General features: G+C 55.5%; 17 protein-coding genes. 1 reads left to right on the forward strand and 16 read right to left on the reverse strand.

What is annotated here, in order from left to right; all coding sequences use genetic code 11:
• Positions 1-2: 2 nt before the first annotated feature.
• The 10 genes from NQ018_RS08645 to metK form a co-directional block, all read right to left on the reverse strand.
• Complete coding sequence (locus NQ018_RS08645; protein ID WP_257060385.1) at positions 3-1,265, reverse strand: phage portal protein; 1,263 nt, start codon at positions 1,263-1,265, stop codon at positions 3-5.
• A gap of 79 nt (positions 1,266-1,344) precedes the next feature.
• Positions 1,345-1,878: a GNAT family N-acetyltransferase gene (locus NQ018_RS08650; protein ID WP_257060386.1), complete on the reverse strand. Its 534-nt coding sequence runs from the start codon at positions 1,876-1,878 to the stop codon at positions 1,345-1,347.
• A gap of 46 nt (positions 1,879-1,924) precedes the next feature.
• Positions 1,925-3,529, reverse strand: a complete 1,605-nt coding sequence (locus tag NQ018_RS08655; protein ID WP_257060387.1) for a terminase large subunit — start codon at positions 3,527-3,529, stop codon at positions 1,925-1,927.
• 315 nt (positions 3,530-3,844) lie between these two features.
• Positions 3,845-4,162, reverse strand: a complete 318-nt coding sequence (locus tag NQ018_RS08660; RefSeq protein WP_065415504.1) for a hypothetical protein — start codon at positions 4,160-4,162, stop codon at positions 3,845-3,847.
• A 191-nt stretch (positions 4,163-4,353) separates the two neighbouring features.
• A complete protein-coding gene (locus tag NQ018_RS08665) occupies positions 4,354-4,602 on the reverse strand; it encodes an Nmad4 family putative nucleotide modification protein (protein ID WP_257060390.1) in 249 nt (82 codons plus the stop codon).
• A 63-nt stretch (positions 4,603-4,665) separates the two neighbouring features.
• The gene (locus NQ018_RS08670) at positions 4,666-4,881 is read right to left on the reverse strand and encodes a DUF4314 domain-containing protein (protein WP_257060395.1); all 216 of its coding nucleotides are present in this window, start codon (positions 4,879-4,881) and stop codon (positions 4,666-4,668) included.
• Positions 4,882-5,595, reverse strand: coding sequence for a hypothetical protein (locus NQ018_RS08675; protein ID WP_257060396.1), 714 nt, complete (start codon positions 5,593-5,595; stop codon positions 4,882-4,884). It abuts the gene before it with no gap.
• Between the two features lie 92 nt (positions 5,596-5,687).
• Positions 5,688-6,989: a DNA cytosine methyltransferase gene (locus tag NQ018_RS08680; protein WP_257060397.1), complete on the reverse strand. Its 1,302-nt coding sequence runs from the start codon at positions 6,987-6,989 to the stop codon at positions 5,688-5,690.
• Positions 6,986-8,227 carry a site-specific DNA-methyltransferase gene (locus tag NQ018_RS08685; protein ID WP_257060398.1) on the reverse strand — a complete coding sequence of 414 codons (1,242 nt, stop codon included), beginning with the start codon at positions 8,225-8,227 and terminating at the stop codon, positions 6,986-6,988. The genes NQ018_RS08680 and NQ018_RS08685 overlap by 4 nt, the downstream gene beginning before the upstream one ends.
• On the reverse strand, positions 8,199-9,377 hold the full coding sequence (gene metK / locus NQ018_RS08690; RefSeq protein WP_257060400.1) for a methionine adenosyltransferase: 1,179 nt from the start codon (positions 9,375-9,377) through the stop codon (positions 8,199-8,201). Before metK ends, NQ018_RS08685 begins: the two co-directional genes overlap by 29 nt.
• Before the next feature lie 178 nt (positions 9,378-9,555).
• Between metK and NQ018_RS08695 the strand changes: the two genes are divergently transcribed.
• The gene (locus tag NQ018_RS08695; RefSeq protein WP_257060401.1) at positions 9,556-9,867 is read left to right on the forward strand and encodes a TfoX/Sxy family protein; all 312 of its coding nucleotides are present in this window, start codon (positions 9,556-9,558) and stop codon (positions 9,865-9,867) included.
• Here the strand turns inward: NQ018_RS08695 and NQ018_RS08700 are convergent.
• The 6 genes from NQ018_RS08700 to NQ018_RS08725 all read right to left on the reverse strand — a co-directional run bounded on the left by NQ018_RS08700 (position 9,864) and on the right by NQ018_RS08725 (position 13,925).
• Entirely contained in the window at positions 9,864-10,448 is a 585-nt protein-coding gene (locus NQ018_RS08700) for a P27 family phage terminase small subunit (RefSeq protein WP_108726215.1), read from the reverse strand. The two genes, NQ018_RS08695 and NQ018_RS08700, sit on opposite strands and share 4 nt — an antisense overlap.
• A gap of 249 nt (positions 10,449-10,697) precedes the next feature.
• On the reverse strand, positions 10,698-11,072 hold the full coding sequence (locus NQ018_RS08705; RefSeq protein WP_257060406.1) for an HNH endonuclease: 375 nt from the start codon (positions 11,070-11,072) through the stop codon (positions 10,698-10,700).
• A 167-nt stretch (positions 11,073-11,239) separates the two neighbouring features.
• Complete coding sequence (locus tag NQ018_RS08710) at positions 11,240-11,707, reverse strand: hypothetical protein (protein ID WP_257060407.1); 468 nt, start codon at positions 11,705-11,707, stop codon at positions 11,240-11,242.
• The gene (locus tag NQ018_RS08715; RefSeq protein ID WP_257060408.1) at positions 11,707-13,068 is read right to left on the reverse strand and encodes an SNF2-related protein; all 1,362 of its coding nucleotides are present in this window, start codon (positions 13,066-13,068) and stop codon (positions 11,707-11,709) included. Before NQ018_RS08715 ends, NQ018_RS08710 begins: the two co-directional genes overlap by 1 nt.
• Positions 13,058-13,543: an HNH endonuclease signature motif containing protein gene (locus NQ018_RS08720; RefSeq protein WP_108726211.1), complete on the reverse strand. Its 486-nt coding sequence runs from the start codon at positions 13,541-13,543 to the stop codon at positions 13,058-13,060. Before NQ018_RS08720 ends, NQ018_RS08715 begins: the two co-directional genes overlap by 11 nt.
• Complete coding sequence (locus NQ018_RS08725; protein WP_257060409.1) at positions 13,527-13,925, reverse strand: VRR-NUC domain-containing protein; 399 nt, start codon at positions 13,923-13,925, stop codon at positions 13,527-13,529. The genes NQ018_RS08720 and NQ018_RS08725 overlap by 17 nt, the downstream gene beginning before the upstream one ends.
• Between the last annotated feature and the right edge of the window lie 4 nt (positions 13,926-13,929).

Genomic DNA, 13,929 nt, shown 5'->3' on the forward strand with positions numbered 1-13,929 from the left:
ACTCAATGTTCCTCCCTAGGCGGGTCAGTAGTGTGTTGGTCAGCGTGGGTGGCGTAAGCGCCAGCAAGGTTCAGTGGCAGCATGTTGCCGTTCACCAGATACTCATCCCCGCCGCGTTCTGGTTCGATGCGGTCGAGGTTTTCAAGTTCGCGGATGTCGTTGGCGCTCATCCACCCGTTCTGCCGCGCGACCGCGTACCCGTTCATGCGAGACACGTAGTCGCCTCGCAGGAGTCCTTCGAGGTTGAACTTCACAAACACCTGCGGCTTCTCGCGGGCAGTGAGCAGGGTTTTGGTGATTGCTTGTTCCCAGCGGATCACCCAGGGATCCAGGGTGTATTTCACGAACTCCAGGGACTGCTGCTCGATGTTGGAGAAGCTCGATTTTTCGAGGTCGCCGATCATGTGCGGTGGTATACGGAAGATGCGGGCTATTTCGTTGAGCTGAAACTTCCGCGTCTCCAAAAACTGCGCCTGCTCCGGCGACACTGCGATCGGCGTGTACTTCATGCCTTCTTCGAGCACAGCGACCTTGTTGCCGTTCCTTGCTCCACCGAAGGTTTTCTGCCAGGACTCCCGCACCCGTGATGGGTCTTTGATTGTGCCTGGGTGCTCGAGCACACCACCAGGAGCAGCCCCATTAGCAAAAAACGAAGCTCCGTATTCTTCAGTAGCTTGGGCTAGACCGATAGCGTTTTTCGCCATCGCAATCGGCGAGTAGCCAACTAGCCCGTCAAAGCCCAGCCCTGGAATATGGAGCACGTCTGCGGCGCTGAGGGTGACGATGCCGCTGGGGTTGCCTGGGTCATTGCTGGTGGTTTGATAGTCGTAGTAGATCGCGCCGTTCTTATCCCGCCCGGCTTTGATGCGGTTTGGCATTAGTGGGTAGAGGGCGAGGACTTCGCCCTTGCCGTTGCGGATCACCTGCGCGTAGGCGTTACCCCACAAAAGCAGGTGGGTCATGAGGGTTTCACGGAAGACAAAGCTGGTCATCTCCGGGTTCGGCTCATCATGCAACAAACGGTAAAGCGGGTGCGTCAGTGCTTTCTCTTTGCCACCATCTTCTCGGGTTTCGTAGACGTGCAATGGCAGTCCCGCGATGGCTTCAGCGAGGATGCGCACGCAGGAGTAGACGGCGGTCATTTGCATGGCGGTTCGTTCGTTGACGGGTTTGCCGCTGGTGGTGTTGCCGAAGAAGAAAGAATGCCCCGTGGTGAAGGCCGTGTTTTCGGCTGGGCGTGGCCTGAGCCAGTCAAAGAATCCCATCAGGGTTCTCCTTTCAAGAAATGAGAAAAGCACCTCTCGCTTGAGCAAGAAGTGCTTTCGAAGGATGGTGCTTCAGTAGTTACCGGTCTGAGGTGAGCATCGCGTAAATGAGGGTGTCTGTCCACTCACCCTTGGAGAACCAATCCTGACGGTGATGGGCTTCCTTAACCATGCCTAGGCGCTCAGCAAGTTTGGCTGACGCGTTGTTGCGAGCATCCATTTGGGCCACAACTCTGCGGCAGCTGTAGCGGTCAAAGGCGAGATCCAGTACTGTTTTGACGGCTTCCGTTGCATACCCCTTGCCGCCGTAAGCGGGGTCGAGAACCCAGCCGATTTCAGCAACCCGGTTTTCAACGTCTGTAAACCACAGTGCAACATCACCAATGGCCTGACCTTCAACCTCAATAACAAGAGCCAATGAGTTAGTTGGTCCGTTTAGGTCAGTTTTGGGCAGTCTTTCTTCGACTTTCGCAGTGGCATCCTCTTGGCTCCAGGGTTCATCAAGCAGGAACCGCGCCACTTCAGGTTGAGAGTAGAACCTCTGTAGGGCAATCACATCTTCTGGAGTGTGGGCACGCAGTTTTAGCCGTTGCGTCGTAAGTGGTAAATCCATTGTTCTCCTAGGAATTTTGGCTTTTCCTATTGTCTCAAACGAAGATTTACAAGACCAATAGCCCGCGCTCGTCATACACCGAGGTACTCGTCGAAACGTTGCCGCAGCGGATGGCGCGATCTAAGGCCATGATGGTGGCGACCACGCCGTCAATCTTCTCCGTGCTTTTCTGCTTGTCGGGCTTGATGTTGCCAGCCGGATCCTGCCGGATATGAATGTTGTCCACCATCCAACTGAGGACCGGGTGACCACCGTGGGCGAGCTTTCCTTCCAGGGCGAGCTTCATGAACTCTTTGGATGGCGGGCTCATGTCTTTGAAGCCCTGACCAAACGGCACCACCGTAAACCCCAAGGCTTCGAGGTTCTGACTCATTTGCACAGCGCCCCAACGGTCGTAGGCGATCTGGCGGATATCGAACCGGGCACCTAGTTCTTCGATGAAGGCTTCGATAGCGGCGTAGTGCACCACATTGCCCTCGGTCGTGTTGAGGTGGCCTTGGGCTGCCCAGGTGTCGTAGGGGACGTGGTCGCGGGCGACCCTAAGTTTGAGGTTGTCTTCGGGGATCCAAAACCACGGCACCACCACATACTTGTCATCCTCATCTTCGGGTGGGAAAACCAGCACGAAAGCCGTGATGTCAGTAGTGCTGGCGAGGTCGAGTCCGCCGTAACAAACCCTGCCCTCCAAAGCACTCAAATCAACGGGATGGCTATTGGTGTCCCAGACGTGCATAGGCATCCACCGCACCGACTGCTTTACCCATTGGTTCAACCGTAGCTGCCTGAAAGCGTTCTCCTCAGCCGGGTTCTGCTTGGCCGAGTTGCAAGCCTCCTGCACTTTCGCAATCGGCACCGTGATCCCAAGCGACGGGTTTGCTTTCAGCCAGGTTTCCTCTGCGGTCCAGTCATCCTCAGGGGCAGCACCATAAACGACCGGGTAGAAGGTCGGGTCGTGCTTTTTGCCGGCGATCAAATCGAGGGCTTTTTGATGGTACTCGTAGCAAATGCTGTGGGTGTCGGTGCCGGCGGTGGTGATGAAGAAATACAAGGGCTGGGTGCGTGCATCACCGGAGCCTTTGGTCATAACATCAACCAAGGCGCGATTGGGTTGGGTGTGCAGCTCATCAAAGACCACCCCGGAGATGTTGAAGCCGTGCTTGGAGTAGGCCTCTGCGGAAAGAACCTGGTAGAAGCTGTTGGTTGGGGTGTAGATGATGCGTTTTTGTGAGGCTTGGATTTTGACTCGCTTGGCCAGTGGCGGGCACATGCGGATCATGTCTGCTGCGACTTCGAAGACGATGGAGGCTTGCTGGCGGTCGGCTGCACAGCCGTAGACTTCGGCTCGCTCTTCACCGTCGCCACATGTCAACAGGAGGGCGATGGCGGCGGCCAGTTCGCTTTTGCCTTGTTTCTTGGGAATTTCGACGTAGGCGGTAGTGAATTGGCGGTAGCCGTCGGGTTTGATCGTGCCGAAGATGTCTCGCACGATTTGTTCTTGCCAGTCGATCAGTTCGAAGTTTTTGCCGGACCAGCGGCCTTTAGTGTGTTTGAGGGCCTGGATGAAGGCCACGGCATAGTCGGCGCGTTTCTTGTCGTAGTGGGAGGTGGGAGCCATGAAGGTGCTGGGCGTGTAGGTCTCAAGTTTGCGCAACGCTGGCTCCTTCCAATTTGTAAAAGAAAAACACCCGGAGTGATGGGTGCTGGGTGCGGGGTGTATAGAACAGCGCTCCGCATCTGTCGGGTTGCTTTGGGGTTTGATGTCATTGTCGAACTCGGTGAATTCGGCTTTGAGGATTTACAGTTCGTGGAAGAGGATAGTTGCTCGGTACTGGCTCATCTCGTGTTGAAGGCGGTTTTTGCCCAGATCGGGAGCTATTTTTATTGCTTACCGTCACTTGAAAATCGAGCGGTTTGATAACTGTCATAAACTCCACTTTCTATTCGAGCTTGAAGCTGTTTGGACTTGTTAGGCGTTGAGCTCTTTCAGGTCGCCATTGTTGTAAGAATTCAGTTCTTTCACCATGGCGATGGCTCGTTGGTAGCCGTCGGTGACCTTCTCGATTTCTTCAATGCTCTTCATGCCGTAGGCGGTGGTTTGGATAACCCAGCCGGTGCCACGTTCGAAGTAGATCTCTGGGGTGTAGTCCCAGGTGCGGTCGTTGGCGATGCTGATTTCCATACGGTCGAAGGTATACGCGATGCGGTAGATGTCGTAGCCGAGTTTCTTGCCGCGGGCTACGAGGCGGGCAGTGTTTTCTTCGCGGAAGATTTGATCTAGGTTCATGGCTTGGATCCTTTCGGTTTGTGCTGTTTTGTTATGTCTATATAGCCATACGCTGTGCACACTATCCAGTCGTATTTGCCCAGATCAGAAACTATTTTTCAGCGATTTACATCTCTTGAATGAGGCGGGTTTCTACGAGGTGCACCCCGCACTATCTGGCGGGGTGGCTTCAGCCCTTTTGGGGCTGTAGGTTAGTTGTTCATGGTCCATGCGATTGCGGTTCCCTCGTCTGAGAAAAGCTCGTCGCTTTCAGCTACCAGCTCGAGGCGGCATTCAAGTGCGCTGAATTCAACGCTGGGCTCGTCAATGAATTCGTAGATCCGGCCCTGCACTCCCAGGCCTTGGTCTTTCTTCCAGGTGTGGGCTGCGACGATTACTCGGTCGCCGTGGCGCATCGCGATTGGGTGTTCCATCTGGATCTGCTCGAGGGTGGTAAACATTGGGCCTTCTCCTTGGCTTGTGTGCTTGTTTGCTTACTTACATACAGCCATAGCTTTGGCACACTATCCAGTCGGTTTGCCCTTTATTTCAGCCAAATCCGCCACTATTTCAAACTCGTCAACTTCGGGGATCAGCCCCAGGCTGGAGCCGTTATTCCACGCCACATGAATCGTGCCCATCGAGTCAATAAAGGTCACGATGCCATAGGTGCCAGCAGGCACCGGCGCATACGGGTCGCTCATGCGCTTGAGTTTGATCCAGGTTCCAGGCCTAACCATTTATGCCACCTCGCCATCAGTTGGGGTGATGCGGTGTGCGGCAGAGCCCGAAAGATTCGCACCCAGTGCCACTCGCAGGCTGTGGTGTTCTCTCCCGTTGAAGCCCAGTCGTAGAAGCCAGCAGCGCATCACGTATTTTTCGTTACCTGTAGCGCTTGAGGTGGCTTGGAGTTTACGGCTGGTAGCAGCATGAGCGTGGATCGCGCCAAGCAGCATCGGCAGCGCCACACGCAAAGACTCGCTTGTGTTGCCCGTGAGCCAGCGGAAAATCAGCTTATTGCCATCGCGTACTGGGAGTACCTGTTCTTCGTGGATGCCGAGGGTTTTTGCGAGCAGTGGCTGTTTGGCCGTGAGGATTCGTTCAATATTGCGCACATGGCGCGGTGCCCACCACTCACGCTCCAGTTCCAGCTGCTCCTCCTTAACGGTAATGCTCACCGGGAAGCCGGTGATTTCCTCGCCCTCAATGTCCTCGTCGTGCTGGAGGTAGCGGGTGATGTAGCTGATGAGTCCGGTGTCGAGTTCATCGCCCCACATGACTGTGCCATCCGGGTAGATGAGCGTGCCCTGACACTTGTAAGCGTGTGCTTCACCTGTGGTTTGGATGGCGGGTTCTTCAGCGAAATGCGCGATAGTTTGTGCCAGGGTGTGCAGGCGCTTCTTTGTTCGGGTATCAAACTTGGTGGCTAGTGGGCGAAAGTAGTTGCTGTTCAAGGCTTCCTCGTTCCTTTCATTTTGTGGTGTTTGGGTCATGTACATACAGCCCTAGAACCACACGGTTATCAACTACTTCCGCCCACCATTTTTCAGGTGCTTGCTTGCTCTGCTTCGACGAGTTCCCGGATCCCCGTGAGTACATGCTCGACCACTGGCAGGGCGACACCGTTGCCCCAAAGTTTGAACACTGCAGTCTTCGAGAACGGGTCAGCCAGCCATGCCCTGATCTGCTTCTTGGTCTTCCGGGTCTTCAAACCACAAATCGTGCCCCAGGTGTCAAAGACCTGCTGCCAAAACACCAGCTGCTCATCCGTAGGGTCGCTGTAGCCGAGGTTTTCAGCCCATTCGTCAGGAAACCCTTGCAGGCGCGCGCACTCTACAGGGGTTAAACGCCGCACCACATGCGTGCGCTCATGTTCATCGACGACGGCGATACCGCCCTGAGCACCATCAGGGCAGGTGCCTTTCGTGTCCAGCGTCTTGGCAATATCCAGCGGGTAGCCGTATTTGCCGACACGACCCCATTTCGGGCGAATCGCGTTAAACCCGTAAGCAACCGGGGCAAACACCGTCTGGTCGTTGCCGGTAGCGAGCGTGCCAGACAGCTCTGTTTGGATCAGCGGACCTTTCCCGCCACCAGGTTTACCCTGGCGCATCCTCAAACAGTAAGCCTTGCTTGTGCCTTCAGCGCCGTTTCCAGCAGGGGTGGTAGTGGCTTGTTGTACTTCTTCGCTTTGACCAGCAGAGTTTGACAGTTGGTGGGGGTCAAAGAGAATTTCGGGTGCGCGTTGGCTTCCAAAATCTGCGATAAGGAAGATCCTGCGGCGGCGTTGGGGCACTCCGAAAAATTGGGCGTCGAGGACTCGCCAGGCAAGTGAGTAGCCGTCACCCACGATGGCTCCTGCTCGCTCCCAACGCTGAGGTCGAGGAAGTTCAGCCGCTGCTTGCTCGTCGATGATGGCGGTGAGGTGTTTGAGGACGTCATGGAAATCATCTCCCTTGTTAGAACTGAAAGCACCCGGCACGTTTTCCCACACCGCAAACCGAGGGTATTGGCCGCCGGTTGCGTCGCGCATTTCTTTGATGACGCGGATCGCTTCGAAAAACAGGTTAGATTTGTTGCCTTCTAAACCTGCCCGCCTGCCTGCGATGGAGAGGTCTTGGCAGGGTGAGCCGAAAGTAATAATGTCCACCGGCTCCACCCGGCCACCATCCAACTTGCTCACATCACCAACGTGAGTGAGGTACTTGAGCCGGCGGCTGGTGACCAGGATGGGGAACGGCTCGACCTCGCTTGCCCACACCGGCCAAATGCCAGTGTTCTTGGCGGCGAGTGGGAATCCACCTGAGCCATCAAACAGCGAACCGAGTGTGAGCGGCTGGTGGTTCATCGTTCGACCTCTTTCACCAAATCCAAATACGCATACTCTTTTCCGTCGCGCAGGCAGGTGATACCAGCGGCATCTCCTGTGTGATCGGCGTAGCGGCGCAGAATCACTGAGGCGTATTTCTCGTCCAGCTCCATGCAGTACGCGATCCGGTTTAAGGCTTCGCAGGCCATCAGGGTTGAGCCGGAGCCTGCGAAAGTGTCGAGCACGATCGCGTTGGCCTGCGTGGAGTTCGTGATTGGATACCCGAGCAAGTCGAGGGGTTTGCTGGTTGGGTGGTCGCTGTTTTTGCGGGGTTTGGCAAAGTTCCACACTGTGGTCTGCTTACGATCCGCGTACCAGGAGTGCTTGCCGCCCTTGAGCCAACCAAACAGAACCGGTTCATGCTGCCACTGATAAGGAGAGCGCCCGAGCACCAGTGAGTCTTTGACCCAAATGCAGGTGCCTGAGAGGTAGAAGCCCGCGTCCTGGAAGGCCTGCCGGAAATTCAAACCCTCAGTGTCAGCATGGAAAACATAGGCTGACGCGCCCTTCTCGCTATGGGCTGCCATCTGGGTGAAGGCATCGATCAGGAACTGCCGGAAGGCACCGCCGTTCATTTTGTCGTTCTTAATCGACAAGCCACTGCTCGACTCAAACGCCACGTTATAGGGCGGGTCAGTCAAAACCAGGTTGGCTTGCTTGCCATCCATCAACGCAGCCACATCATCAGCATTCGTAGCGTCACCACAGACCAGACGGTGACGGCCAACCATCCAGACATCGCCACGCTTCACAAAGGCGGCTGCTTCAAGGGCTGCGGTGAGGTCAAACCCGTCATCCTCGATTTCTGTTTCGTCCAGGGAGCCGATGAGTTGCTGGATTTCCTTTTCATCGAAACCGGTCAGTTCCGCATCGAAATCAGCAATATCCAGATCGGCGATGACTAGGGCGAGCTTTGCTTCATCCCAATCACCACTAATCTTGTTCAAAGCAACATTCAGCGCCTTCTCACGGGTTTCATCCAGCTCAACGACCACACAGTCAACCTCGGTGTGACCCAGGTGCTTAAGCGCCGTGAGGCGTTGGTGGCCTCCGACTATGTTGCCGGTGGTTTTGTTCCAGATCACCGGCTCCACATACCCAAACTCCGACAGTGACCTGGTGAGTTTCTCGAACTCTGCGTCACCTGGTTTGAGTTCTTTGCGGGGGTTGTAGGTGGCGGGGGTGAGTTTATCGACGGAGAGTCTCTGCAATTTCAAGATTCTTCACCGCCTTAAACAAATCCCTGGCGTTCGAATAGTGGTGCTCCCACCTAGCTGGCAGCTCGAAATACCCGTAGGTGGCAAACCTGGCAAAACGAGTACCTCGCAAATGCAGGAAGTCGATCATCGCCGCAGGACGCAGCGGGAACAACTGCTCACACGCACGGGTGATGAGTTCATCATCGGCTACTGCGGTGCCGTGAGTGTTAACACTGAAAGCGACAGGGTCTGCCTTACCGATGGCGTAGGAGATGGCAACGGTTGCTTCGGTGGCGAGTTCAGCGGCGATGATAGTTTTCGCAATCCTGCGCGCCATGAGCGCTGCGGTGCGATCAACCTTAGACACGTCCTTACCAGCGAACGCGCCACCGCCATGCGCACCAAGACCGCCATAGGTGTCGACAGCGAGTTTACGGCCGGTAAGACCAGCGTCTGCTGCGGGGCCGCCCTTAATGAAGGTGCCTGCAGGGTTGATGAGCACCAGCGCATTTGGGGCGAGTGGGATGTTGCCGAGGGCTGGTTCAATCACCAAGGAGCGCAGCTCACGCTCCAGCACCTCAAGGTCTTTGTTTTTGTCGTGCTGGACGGAAACCACAATGGCGGTAGCCTCAACCGGCTCGTCACCGTTGTAGCGGATAGAGACTTGGGCTTTGCCATCGGGCTTAAGCCCCGTGATGAGGTGGTCGGTGCGGGCTTGGTCGATACGGCGGCAAATCTCATGCGCCACCACCAAAGGTGTAGGCAGCATGTCATCATTCTCAGAGGTTGCGTACCCGTAGACGGTGCCTTGATCACCAGCCCCCAGCAGCACGAAAGCATCATCATCACCGGCGCGTGCCTCAAGACTGGTGGTGACACCTGCGCCGATTTCTGGTGATTGTTTCTTGATGTTGAGGTGGGTGCGGAACCGCCACGGCTGATAGCCAGCCTGCTCTAAAGCAAACGCCACAGATGAGCGAATACGCAGGCGGGCTTTGGTGGTGATTTCACCAAACACATGAATATGCCTGCCCTTAGCTGTGACCTCGACAGCTACGCGGGCGGCGGGGTCGTCGTGGGTGATGTCGTCGAGGATGGTTTCTGCGATCAGGTCGCAGAGTTTGTCGGGGTGGCCGATGCAGACGGCTTCAGCAGTTTTGATCGTCAACGGTAGATCCTTCCAACTAGAAAAAGGGTGTGTAATTTCAGGGCAAAAAGAAACACCCACCGTGTCGGGGTGGGTGTGTAAACACAGCCGATTGGGGCTGTGCGGCAGGTACTGTAGAAACCAGCACCAAAACGAATTGTTAAGACGGGAGTGAACTGTGGGGACGAGCGTCGAGACCATGGAGTTTCTGCTCGACCAGCTCTACGACCACCCAGGAATCAATCACCGCAAAATGTTTGGCGAATACTGCCTCTACCTGGACGGCAAAACCGTCGCCCTCATCTGCGACGACGAGCTATTCGTCAAACCAACAGAACCCGGAGCCGAATTCATTGGTGAACTAGATCTTGCACCGCCATTTCCAGGCGCAAAAGACTGGTACCGCATCACCGCAGACCTTTGGGAAGACCGAGAATGGTTGACCGAACTGCTTGAACTCACAGCCGAAGCGCTACCAGCTCCAAAACCGAAGAAGAAACGCAAGAGTTAGCTTCTGGCTTTCAGGAGCTTTTCCATCACGTCATCTTGTGGTGAGGTGCTGGCGGTGAAGTCGGTGGTGCAGGTGGCGCGCACGATCTCGTAAATCTCGTACCAGTACACATTCGCCTGCTTCGAGAAGGACTGGCTCATGGCAACAAAAGGAGAAGCGATAGCAGCGCCAGTGGTCGGGTGCTTACCGAGCAGGCCGAACTTGGAGATGGCTTCTTCGCATTGGACGTAGCGGGCGAACGCCTGCGCGTAGGACTCGATGAGTCGTTTGGAGACGAAGTCGGTGCAGCCGCGTTCATCAAGCCACGCCCAGGTCTCTCGATAGACGAGGTCTGCACCGAGTGGTTTGCCGTCGCGCTGCTCAGCCGACAGGTAGTCAGCTGGTGGTGGCATCGAAGAACCAGATAGTTCAACCCCGTCGCCAACATCAGTGCCAGTGAAGTCGTAGAGGTCGAGATCTTGCGGCTCTGGTGGGGTGAGCCTGGTGGCGGGTCTGCCGTCTGCGAGTTTTTCATGCAAAGCGTCTGGTTTTCGGCCAGCTTTCACGCGGCGGCCACCACGGTTAGTACCGTCTCTTGCCACAAGTTTCACCTCCAATATGGGTCTAGTTTTGGCCGCGAATCGGGCGGCTGGGGTCAATAGGGTGTTTGATTTGGCTTTGTTGCACACGGAGCCCCAGGCCCGCTCGCGGCCACCGAGAGCGTAGAGATAACACCGCCCCTAGGGGGTTCGAGTTTCCCTGTGCGCGCCTAACTCGAGTAGGTTGGCTTCTTTTGCCACCGTGAAATAGGTCGCCTTAGAACGCCACACAGCCCTACATGAGGGGCCTTGCTAGTAGGTGTAGACCTTGGTCTTATTCCATCTGTCGCCGTCCCTAGCGGTCTGCCTTGAGTGGCAGGGCTTGCAGAGCGCTTGCAGATTGGTCTCGTCGTGGGTGCCGCCGTGATCAAGCGGTAGAACGTGGTGCACTTCCTGCGCCGCTGTCACTCTGCCGTTTGCTTGGCATTGTTCGCAGAGTGGGTGGGCGGCGATGTAGCGGCCCCGGATCTTTCGCCAGGCATGACCATAACGCTTGTTGATCTTCGGGTCGCGTTGGTAGCGACGGTAGCTACGCTCATGTTCAGCCGCATGCACCTGGCAGTAGCGGTCAGTGGAAAGCTGCGGGCAGCCGGGGTGGGAGCATGCAGATGCAGGTCGTCTCGGCATCGCCTTTGGCTCCCTTCTTTCGGTCTGGGTATGGGTGAGCCCCGCACACCTGAACTAAGTCTTGGTGGCGGGGCCAGGTGGTTGGACCTACATTTCAACCACTTACATCATCTCAAGCCCAAAACCCTAAAGTCATACCCAAATCTCTACACCCCTTGCACGAAGCTCTAACCAACCGGCTGAGCGTAAAGCAGCTTGGCGAGCCTGGCGACTGCCCGTTGTTTTTTCTGGAAGGCGGTCTTGCGCTCAACATAGAAATGCTCAGCCACCCTGGTTGCCGCATCCTCACTGGTAGCGCTGTCGAGGAAGAAAGCGTCGAGTACGAACTTGTCCTCATCGCTTAGTTGCTCCCACATCGGGGTGAACCAATCCATGTAGGCTTTCGCGCGAGCTTTACGATCAGAAAGCTCCTCCAACCTTCTGATCGCCCCAACCAGTTTGTTCTCAGCAGAGCGAGGGTTGTGAGCGCTCGGCATCCCTGAGTAGGAGGGCGTGGGGATTGCGGTCATCCGCATCCTGGTGTGGGCGGTCAGGTCGTCTGCGTGTTCGAGGATGATGGCTTGGTTGCCGTAATCCTGTAGCGCTGCGATGGCGGCTTTCTTGTAGTCCAGGTAGTCAAACATCGGATGCATCATTAGTGGGGTGTCCTTTCGGTTAGTTGGGTTTTGACCGCTTCAATCAACGCGGCCTGCGTCATGTCCTTGTTCTCAAGCGCGGTGAGCACGTTCTCATCAATCGACCCACCAGTTACCAGGTGCGTGATGGTTACTGGTTTTTCCTGCCCTTGGCGGTATAGGCGGGCGTTGGTCTGCTGGTACAGCTCCAACGACCAGGTCAGTGAAAACCACACCAAGAGATTCCCGCCAGCCTGCAGATTCAAGCCGTGCCCAGCAGAGGCTGGGTGAATGAGCGCCAGCGGGATCTCGCCACGGTTCCACGCCTGAATATCAGCATCAGTCTTGAGCTGTCGAGCCTCTGGAAATCTGCGGCTGATTCGCTCGAGGTCGTGCTGGAACCAATACGCCACAAGCAGTGGCTGACCGTTCGCCGCCTCGACAAGATCTTCTAGAGCGTCGAGTTTCCTGCCGTGAACCATCAGGGCTTCACCCTCGCTGTTGTAGATCGTGCCAGAGGCGAGTTGCAGGAGCTTGCCTGAGAGCGTGGCGGCACTCGCCGCATCAATGACTTCATCGCCGAGTTCCACAACCATTTCGTCACGGAGTTGCTCGTAGAGTTTGCGCTCCTTGGCATCTAGTTCGACGGTGATGTTGGTGGTGGTGAGTTCCGGTAATTGCAGGTGGTCGCTGGTTTTCATCGACACCGTCATATCGCTGATTGCATGATAGATCTGTTCTTCCGCGCCAGGCAGTAGCTTGTAGGAGTAGACCTGGGCACCGTTGCGTTTATCTGGCGTGAAGTAGCGGTTGCGGTAGTGGCTGATGTAGTAGCCCAGGCGATTGCCGCCGTCCAGGAGTTTGAACTGTGCCCAAAGATCCATGAGCCCGTTGGATGCTGGGGTGCCGGTGAGTCCTACCATCCGGCGGATGTGTGGCCTGGTTTTCACCAGCGCCTTGAACCGCTTAGCGGTGTGGGATTTAAAGGAGCTGAGCTCGTCGATGATGACGGTGTCGAACGGCCATGTTTCCCCGTAGTAGTCGACCAGCCAGGGCACGTTTTCGCGGTTGATGACGGTGATCATCGCACCCCGTGTGAGAGCGTCAATGCGGTCTTGCTTGGTGCCGGTGGCGACCGCCATGGTGAGTCCTTCCAGGTGATCCCATTTTTGAAGTTCCTGCGCCCAGGTTGAGTTCGCGACTCTGAGTGGCGCGATCACCAAGGCCCTGTGGGTTTTGAACTCATCCAGTAGGAGCTGCCAGAGGGCGGTTAGGGTAATTACGCTCTTACCCATGCCAAGGTCTAGAAATATCGCCGCTTCATCGTGTTTGAGGATGAAGTCAGCGGCAAAAGACTGATAAGCGTGTGGGCTATATTTCACTGTTTAGTCCTTTCAAGCCGAAGAATTTGTTGAGCCTCATGTGCAATTTGGCGTGCTCTGATTGGGTCAGAACCATGAGATTGTCGGGATGGTTATTTCGTTTGTTGCAATCGATGTGGTGCACAACCTCGTCAGCTCTGAGCGGTCTTCCAAGCTTTTCTTCCGCGACTACTCGATGTTCATGGCGGCCGAATTGTTTGCGATAGCCAGTTGACGAAGATTTGCTTAAGCGTTTCTCTCGTATCTTGGTTCGGGTTTCGAGATTCATTCGAGTCGGGTTTAATCTGCGATTAAGTTCGCTCATCCAAGCAGACTGCTTTTCAACCGCGTTCATCTCTGTGTAGCGCTTCGGGTTATGCTTCTTGGAGCTGAATTTCCCTTGGCATTTCTTCGAGCAAAAGTTGTGCTTTTTGATTCCTGATGGGCTTCGAAACAGTTCTGCGTTGCACCAGTCGCATTTAATCTTTGAGCGCATCAAGCACCTCCTTGATCCGTACTGGTTCATCAACTACCAGGGTGGTGAAGCCGTGGCGGCGCAGTTGGTTCATCCGGTGGAGTTGTAATTGTCTGGGGTGTTTGCCTGGTTGTTTGACTTCAACGAAGACAGCTCGTCCAGCTTTTAGGCATAAGCGGTCTGGCATGCCAGCGTTTCCTGGGCTGACTAGTTTGATGCACCAGCCGCCAGCATCCTCGACAGCTTTTTTCAGCTGTTGTTCTAAATGTTTTTCAAGCATTTGGGGTCCAATCAAGAAATGGTTGAATTTTTTGGTTGTGACACCCTTTGACGCCTGTTCCCAATACTCTCTATAGGCTTTATTTTTTTCACTCTTATAGAGACTTTTGCAATCAGTAGTCATAGGG

Source organism: Corynebacterium kozikiae (assembly GCF_024580965.1).
GTDB lineage: Bacteria > Actinomycetota > Actinomycetes > Mycobacteriales > Mycobacteriaceae > Corynebacterium > Corynebacterium kozikiae.

Coding starts and splice junctions, on each gene's coding strand:
- NQ018_RS08645 (WP_257060385.1), bottom strand. CDS start 1,265: ATGGGATTCTTTGACTGGCTCAGGCCACGCCCAGCCGAAAACACGGCC.
- NQ018_RS08650 (WP_257060386.1), bottom strand. CDS start 1,878: ATGGATTTACCACTTACGACGCAACGGCTAAAACTGCGTGCCCACACT.
- NQ018_RS08660 (WP_065415504.1), bottom strand. CDS start 4,162: ATGAACCTAGATCAAATCTTCCGCGAAGAAAACACTGCCCGCCTCGTA.
- NQ018_RS08665 (WP_257060390.1), bottom strand. CDS start 4,602: ATGTTTACCACCCTCGAGCAGATCCAGATGGAACACCCAATCGCGATG.
- NQ018_RS08670 (WP_257060395.1), bottom strand. CDS start 4,881: ATGGTTAGGCCTGGAACCTGGATCAAACTCAAGCGCATGAGCGACCCG.
- NQ018_RS08680 (WP_257060397.1), bottom strand. CDS start 6,989: ATGAACCACCAGCCGCTCACACTCGGTTCGCTGTTTGATGGCTCAGGT.
- NQ018_RS08695 (WP_257060401.1), top strand. CDS start 9,556: ATGGAGTTTCTGCTCGACCAGCTCTACGACCACCCAGGAATCAATCAC.
- NQ018_RS08705 (WP_257060406.1), bottom strand. CDS start 11,072: ATGCCGAGACGACCTGCATCTGCATGCTCCCACCCCGGCTGCCCGCAG.
- NQ018_RS08710 (WP_257060407.1), bottom strand. CDS start 11,707: ATGATGCATCCGATGTTTGACTACCTGGACTACAAGAAAGCCGCCATC.
- NQ018_RS08720 (WP_108726211.1), bottom strand. CDS start 13,543: ATGCGCTCAAAGATTAAATGCGACTGGTGCAACGCAGAACTGTTTCGA.
- NQ018_RS08725 (WP_257060409.1), bottom strand. CDS start 13,925: ATGACTACTGATTGCAAAAGTCTCTATAAGAGTGAAAAAAATAAAGCC.